Annotated in this window: 5 protein-coding genes; 4 read left to right on the top strand and 1 reads right to left on the bottom strand. The window is 72.1% G+C overall.

Going from position 1 to position 6,362, the window contains the following annotated elements:
• Positions 1–70: 70 nt before the first annotated feature.
• Positions 71–1,060, bottom strand: a complete 990-nt coding sequence (locus tag IE272_RS22550; RefSeq protein ID WP_229897420.1) for an ABC transporter substrate-binding protein — start codon at positions 1,058–1,060, stop codon at positions 71–73.
• 212 nt (positions 1,061–1,272) lie between these two features.
• On the opposite strand from IE272_RS22550, the gene IE272_RS22545 reads away from it, so the two are divergent.
• The 4 genes from IE272_RS22545 to IE272_RS22530 are packed head-to-tail and all read left to right on the top strand — an operon-like array spanning position 1,273 to position 6,314.
• On the top strand, positions 1,273–1,998 hold the full coding sequence (locus IE272_RS22545) for a siderophore-interacting protein (protein WP_229897418.1): 726 nt from the start codon (positions 1,273–1,275) through the stop codon (positions 1,996–1,998).
• An 8-nt stretch (positions 1,999–2,006) separates the two neighbouring features.
• Entirely contained in the window at positions 2,007–2,885 is an 879-nt protein-coding gene (locus IE272_RS22540; RefSeq protein WP_050362852.1) for an alpha/beta fold hydrolase, read from the top strand.
• The gene (locus IE272_RS22535; RefSeq protein ID WP_190007699.1) at positions 2,882–4,600 is read left to right on the top strand and encodes an ABC transporter ATP-binding protein; all 1,719 of its coding nucleotides are present in this window, start codon (positions 2,882–2,884) and stop codon (positions 4,598–4,600) included. Before IE272_RS22540 ends, IE272_RS22535 begins: the two co-directional genes overlap by 4 nt.
• Entirely contained in the window at positions 4,593–6,314 is a 1,722-nt protein-coding gene (locus IE272_RS22530) for an ABC transporter ATP-binding protein (RefSeq protein WP_190007697.1), read from the top strand. Before IE272_RS22535 ends, IE272_RS22530 begins: the two co-directional genes overlap by 8 nt.
• Positions 6,315–6,362: the final 48 nt, after the last annotated feature.

Below are 6,362 nucleotides of genomic sequence, written 5' to 3'. Positions count from 1 at the left end.
ACGGCCGCACCACGCACGAAGGCCCGTCGGCGGCACACGCCGCCGACGGGCCGGGAGGCCCTGCGGACCGCTACATCTTCTTGAGCATGCCTTCGATCTCGTCGACCGTGGCGATCGCGAAGCTGTAGTTGGCCATCACGAAGTGCCGCGACGGGAACGCCCGCCCGGCCTTGACGGCGGGAACGCCCTTCCACAGTTTGTGGTCCAGCAACTGCTGGGTCGTGGGAGTGGCCTTGCTATCGGCCTGTACCGAGTAGATCAGCGCGTCGCAGTCCTTGAGGACGTCCATCTCCTCGTAGCTCTTCGGCACGAAGCCCGCCTCCTTCTCGGGCAGTCCCGCCCCGATCCGCAGACCGACATCGCGCATCACGGTGACCAGCGGTGTCCCCAGGAAGAACTTGCCGTTGGGGCCGCCGCTGAGCGGGGCCCAGGTGGTCGTCGCGATCTGCTTCCGGTAGGCGGTCCTCACCTCCGTGAGCCGGCGCTCGTACTCCTTCTTCTTCTCGGTCAGTTGGCTCTCGCGGTTGACCGCCTTCGCCAGCTTGGCGATCTGCTCGTTCCAGAACGCCCCGCTGGTGTGCCAGTCGTAGAAGGCCACCGGTGCGATGGTCTTGAGCGGGGCAGACTTCTCCTTGTAGAACTGATCGATGATCAGATCGGGCTTGAGGGCGGCTATGGCCTGGGAGTTGGGCGTTCCCGAGGCGCCGATCGTGTCGACGTCCTTGAGCTGCTCGTACACGTCCTTCGGCAGCAACTGGGGGTTGGCGGCCCCGTCGGGGACGCCGACCGGGACCAGTCCGAGGTCGAGGAGCATCAGGGCGTCGTAGTTCTCCAGAACCACCACCCGCTCGGGCTTCTGCGGGACCTTCACGGTCCCGTTGTCCGTCTCCAGGCTGCGCGTCGCCGCACCGGACGACTCCTCGGAGCCGCTGTTCGAGGCCTTGTCGTCGGACTCGCTCACGCCACAGGCCGTCAGCCCTAACGCCGCCGCGGCACCCGTGAGTCCGCCCAGGACGCGCCTGCGCTCCACCGGGCCGGACAAGATACGTGAACGTGCCATGTTCACTCCTTCGTTCAGAAACAGAGAGATCTTCCGGCCGCATCAGGACGCTGCCAGAAGTAAGGTATGCCTAACCTATCGCTTCCGGGCAGGATTCAGGGAGCCGACCATCCCGAACAGCAACGAGGAGACCGCACGCCATGAGCACGGTCGCGACCGACACCCACCGAAACCGCAGGCCAGGGCGCATTCATGTGACCACCGTGCGCAGAATGCGACGCATCACCCCCCGCATGGTCCGGCTCACGCTGGGAGGTGACGATCTGTCAGAGTTCAGCAGCAATGGGAGCGATCAGCATGTCGCCCTCTACTTCTACGAGCCCGGCGTCGAACTGCCCCGGCCCTTCACCACGGATGCCGCCCGGGCGCTGCTGCCCACCGCCAAACCGCGCCTGCGCCGCTACACCATCCGCGGCCACCGGCCCGAACTCCACGAGGTCGACATGGACTTCGTGCTGCACGGCCCCGATCAGCTCGCCTCCGGGTGGGCCGAGACCGTCCGGCCGGGCGACGAGGTGATCTGGTTCGGCCCGAGCCCCGCCTACCCGGTGGCCCCCGTCACCGACTGGACCCTCCTCCTGGGCGACGAGACGGCCCTGCCCGCGATCGGCGCGATCCTCGAAGAGCTCCCCCCGGGCCACCGCGTCCTGGCCGCCGTCGAGGTCGCGGACCGGGCCGAGCAACAACCCCTCCCCACCCGGGCCGACGCCACCGTCACCTGGCTCCACCGCCACGACCGCGGCCACGGCGAACTCCTCCGCGAACACGCCACCACCCTCCAACTCCCGGACGGGCAGGGGCGTGTGTGGGGCGGCGCGGAGCGCGGCGTCATGCGGGACCTGCGCCACCACTTCGTCCACACCCGCGGCCTCGACCGCGCCGACACCCATCTGACCGCCTACTGGACCCAGGGCGAAACCCAGGACAGCGAGGTCTGACCCCCACCATGCCTTCCGCATACCTCAACGGACTCGACCTCGTCCACGACGACTCGGGCGGCGACGGAGAGCCCGTGGTGCTCGTCAACGGCACCGGCGCCTCCCGCACCGCCTGGCGCGCCCACCAGACCCCCGCCCTGGTCGCCGCGGGCTACCGGGTCATCGCCCCGGACAACCGGGGCATCCCGCCGAACGCCTTACCGCCCGGCGGCGTCACCCTGGAGGCCATGGCCGCGGACCTGGCCGCGCTGATCGAGCACCTCGCCCTCCCGCCCTGCCGCGTCGTCGGCTTCTCCCTCGGCGCGTCGATCGTCGGCGAACTCCTCCTCACCCGGCCCGAACTCGTCAGCCAGGCCGTGATGTTGGCCGGCCGCGCCCGCGTCGACGCCTTCGGCGGCGCCGTCACCCGCGCCGCCGCCGACCTGTACGACAGCGGAGCCGCCGTCCCCGACTCCCACCGGGCCGTCTTCCAGGCCCTGTGCTACCTGTCGCCCCACACCCTGCGCGACCCCGCCGCCGTACGGGACTGGCTCGACGTCTTCACCTACGCCGAGGGAGCGACCGGCCCCGGCGTCCGCGCCCAGCACGAGGCCATGGGCGACGTCGACCGACTGCCCCGGTACGCGACGCTCGACGTACCGCTCCTGTGCGTCGGCTTCGCCGACGACGTCATGATTCCGGCCGCGGCCTCGCGGGAGATCGCCGACGCCGTCCCCGGAGCCCGCTACACCGAGATCGAACGCTGCGGCCACTACGGCCATCTCGAACGCCCCGCGGAGGTCAACGCCGCCATGCTCGACTTCTTCGCCCGCCGCCCCGAGGCCGCGCACCCCGCCGCCCCCGGCCGCGCCGTGCCCGCACCCGCATCCGGACGGGGTGGAGCGTGAACGCCACGGCCGGGCGACAGAGCCCGTACGAGCCCACCGCCCGCGACGGGCTGAGACTCCTCGCGGGCTGCCTCCGGGACCGCCCCGCCCTCGCCGCCCTCGCCGTCCTCGGCGGACTCGTCTACCAACTCGCCCTGATCGCCCTGCCCTGGTTCATCGAACGCGCCGTCGACCAGGGGATCGTCCACGAGGACCGCTCCGCCCTGCTCCGCTGGGCCCTGGTCATCGTGGGCGCCGGCATCCTCGCCGCCCTCGCGGAGATGGTCCTCGGCTGGTACTCCACCCTCCTCGCCACCACCCAGGGCAACCGCCTCTACATCGCCCTGGCGGACCGGGTCTCCCGCCTCGACACCCGGACCCTCGCCCGGTACGGGGAGGGCGACCTCGGCATGCGCGGCACCCGCGACGTGGACCTCGTCCGGAGCTGGCTCTCCGGCGTCGCCTCGTTCCTCACGGGAGTCACCGGCTTCGCCGTCATGATCGTCGCGATCATGCGGCTCGACCCGCTCCTCGCCCTGATCTGCCTCCTGTGCGTGCCGCCCCTGGTGTGGATCAACACCTACTGGTTTCCCAAGCGGTTCGGCGCCGCCAACACCGCACTTTCCGCCGCCCACGGCAGCCGGGCCGACGCCGTCGAGGAACTGCTCTCCGCCAGCGCCGCCGTACGCGGACTCGGCGGCGAACCCGCCCTGGTACGACGCCACCACGAACGCAGCGCCGCGGTCACCGAGCACACCCTGACCACCGGCCGCGTCTCCGCCGGGTGGGCCTCCCTCTCGCCCTTCGTGCCCGCCCTCGCCATCGGCGCCGGCCTCGGCCTCGGCGGCGTCGCCGTACTGCGCGGCACCATGTCCGTCGGCGGCATCGTCGCCTTCACCAGCTGGATGAGCATGCTCGTCCTGTGGGTCGGCGTCATCACCCTGCGGATCAGCCAGCTCAGCCAGGCCACCACCGCGGCCCGCCGCATCCAAGACGTCCTGCTGCCGCACCCCACGGACCGGGCCCCGGGAACGGCGCCGCTGCCCGCGACCGGCGACCTCACCGCCGAGGGCGTCGGCCACAGCGCCGGCGGACACCTGATCCTGGCCCCGGTCGACCTCACCGTGCGCCCCGGCGAACTGGTCGCCGTGACCGGCCCCACCGGCTCCGGCAAGACGACCCTCCTGAGGATCCTCGCCGGACTCCTCCCACCCACCACCGGCACCGTGCGCTTCGGCGGCCGCCCACTGGAGGAGGCGGACACCGCCGAGGTCCACGCGCGGCTCGGCTACGTGCCCCAGCGCCCCGTCACCGTCAGCGGAACCCTCGCCGACAACCTCCGCCTCGGCTCCGCCCACACGGACGACGAACTGCGCCGGGCCTGCCGTACCGCCGCCCTCGACGACTACCTCGACGCCGCCCCCGACGGACTGGACACCCTCGTCGGCGAACGCGGCAGCACCCTCTCCGGCGGTCAGCTCCAACGCCTCGCCCTCGCCCGCGCCGTGCTGCGCAAGCCCCCCGTCCTGCTCCTCGACGACATCACCTCCGCGATCGACACGACCACCGAACACACCCTGCTGGCCCGGCTCCGCGCCTGGTCCGGCGAGACCGCGATCGTCTGCGCCACCCACCGCGGCGGCTTCCTCGACGCGGCCGACCGCACCCTGACCCTCGCCCCGGCCAAGGCGGCCGCCCCCGACGACACGGAAGAGCGGGTGACCACCGGTGGCTGAGCACCAGCGCCTGACCGCGACCCCCGACCAGCGCCGCGTACTGCGCAGGGCCTGGCCCCACATGCGGCCCGAGCGCCGGGGCATCACCCTCGCGCTGCTGGCCGGCGCCGCCGCGACCGCCACCACCGTCGCCGTGCCCGCCGTCATCGGCGCGGGCGTCGACCAGATCCTGGCCCGGGACCGCTCCGGCCTCTTCACCGCCGTCGCCGCCCTGACCGTACTGGCGCTGCTGCGGCTGATCCTGTTCCGCCAGTCGGAACTGCTCCTCATCGCCGTCGGCGAACGCGTCGTCCGCGCCCTGCGCGAACTGGCCGTCACCCGGCTGTCCCGGGCGCCGCTCCGCTTCCTCGAAGCGCAGCCCTCGGGCGACCTGCTCCGACGCACCACCACCGAGATCGCCGACCTCGCCAACTTCGTCCGCGGCCAACTGCCCGACGTCCTCACCGTCGCCGCCTACCTCCTCTTCACGACCGTGCTGCTGCTCACCTACTCGCCGCTGCTCACCCTCGCCCTGGCTCTCGTGTTCGTCCCCGCCATCGTCTGCGTCCTGCGGCTGTTCAAGAAGGCCGCCAACCCGGCCTTCGCCGCCGAGGCCGCCGCCGCCGGCACCGTCGCCACGACCTACCGCGAGCTCGTGCAGTCCCGCGAGATGCTCCAGACCGGCGGCGGCGTCGGCTTCTGGCGCGAGCGCTTCCTCGCCGACAACGAACGGCGCTACCGCGCGGCCCGGCGCAGTCAGCGCAGTCTGTTCCTGATCAGCCTCGCCCGCATCGTCCAGAGCCTCACGACGGCCGTACTCCTCCTGGTCGGCGGCTGGCTCGCCGCCCGGGGCTCCATCAGCGTCGGCACGGTCGTCGTCTTCATCCTCGCCACCCGCCAGCTGTTCGACTCCGCCACCCAGGCGTCCAACCTCGTCGGACAGGTGCAGATCTCCCTCGTCGGCCTCGCCCGACTGCTCGACCTGCTGAGCACCACCGCCCCCCACGCCGGGATCCACGCCCCCCGGCCCGCTGCGGACGACGACGCACAGCGCGGCCCGGCCACCGCCGAACGCGGCGTCCTGGAGATCGAGGACCTCCGCTACTCCTACGTGGCGGGCACCGAGGTCCTCGGCGGGCTCTCCGTACGGGTGGAACCCGGCGAACGGGTCGGGCTCGTCGGCCCCACCGGCTCCGGCAAGACGACCCTCGCCAAACTGATGACCGGCCTCTACGCACCGGACAGCGGCACCGTCCGCTACGACGGCCACGACCTCGCCGCCCTCGCCCCCGCCGAACTGCGCCGCCGGATCGTCCTGATCCCGCAACGCGTCCACATGATCGAGGGAACCCTCCTCGACAACCTCCGGCTGGTGCCCGGCGACCCAGACGAGCGGAGCATCGCCGAGGCCGTCGAACGCCTGGGCATCGCCGACTGGATCCGCTCGCTCGACGAAGGGCTGCACACCGACCTCGGACGCGGCACGGGCCGGCTCTCGGCCGGTGAACTCCAGCTGATCGGGCTGGTCCGCGCGGCCCTCCTGGACCCGGCGGTCCTCGTCCTCGACGAGGCCACCGCCGACATCGACCCCGAGACGGCGCGCACCCTGGAAACCGCGATCGACACCCTGCGGGCGGACCGCACCCTCATCGTCATCGCCCACCGGGAAGCCACCATCAAACGGCTGCCCCGCACCATCCGCCTCGACGAGAACGCGCTGCTCGCCCACAACTGAGTCCCGTCACCGGCGGCCCCGCACACCTGTGTGCGGGGCCGCCGCCGT

Source organism: Streptomyces anulatus (assembly GCF_014650675.1).
Taxonomy (GTDB): Bacteria; Actinomycetota; Actinomycetes; order Streptomycetales; family Streptomycetaceae; genus Streptomyces; species Streptomyces anulatus.
Note: the sequence above shows the minus strand (reverse complement) of the source record. Positions and strands in the feature narration are given on the sequence as shown.

Excerpts from the sequence above, each read along its gene's own strand:
- IE272_RS22550 (WP_229897420.1), bottom strand. The coding sequence starts at position 1,060 with ATGGCACGTTCACGTATCTTGTCCGGCCCGGTGGAGCGCAGGCGCGTC.
- IE272_RS22545 (WP_229897418.1), top strand. The coding sequence starts at position 1,273 with ATGCGACGCATCACCCCCCGCATGGTCCGGCTCACGCTGGGAGGTGAC.
- IE272_RS22540 (WP_050362852.1), top strand. The coding sequence starts at position 2,007 with ATGCCTTCCGCATACCTCAACGGACTCGACCTCGTCCACGACGACTCG.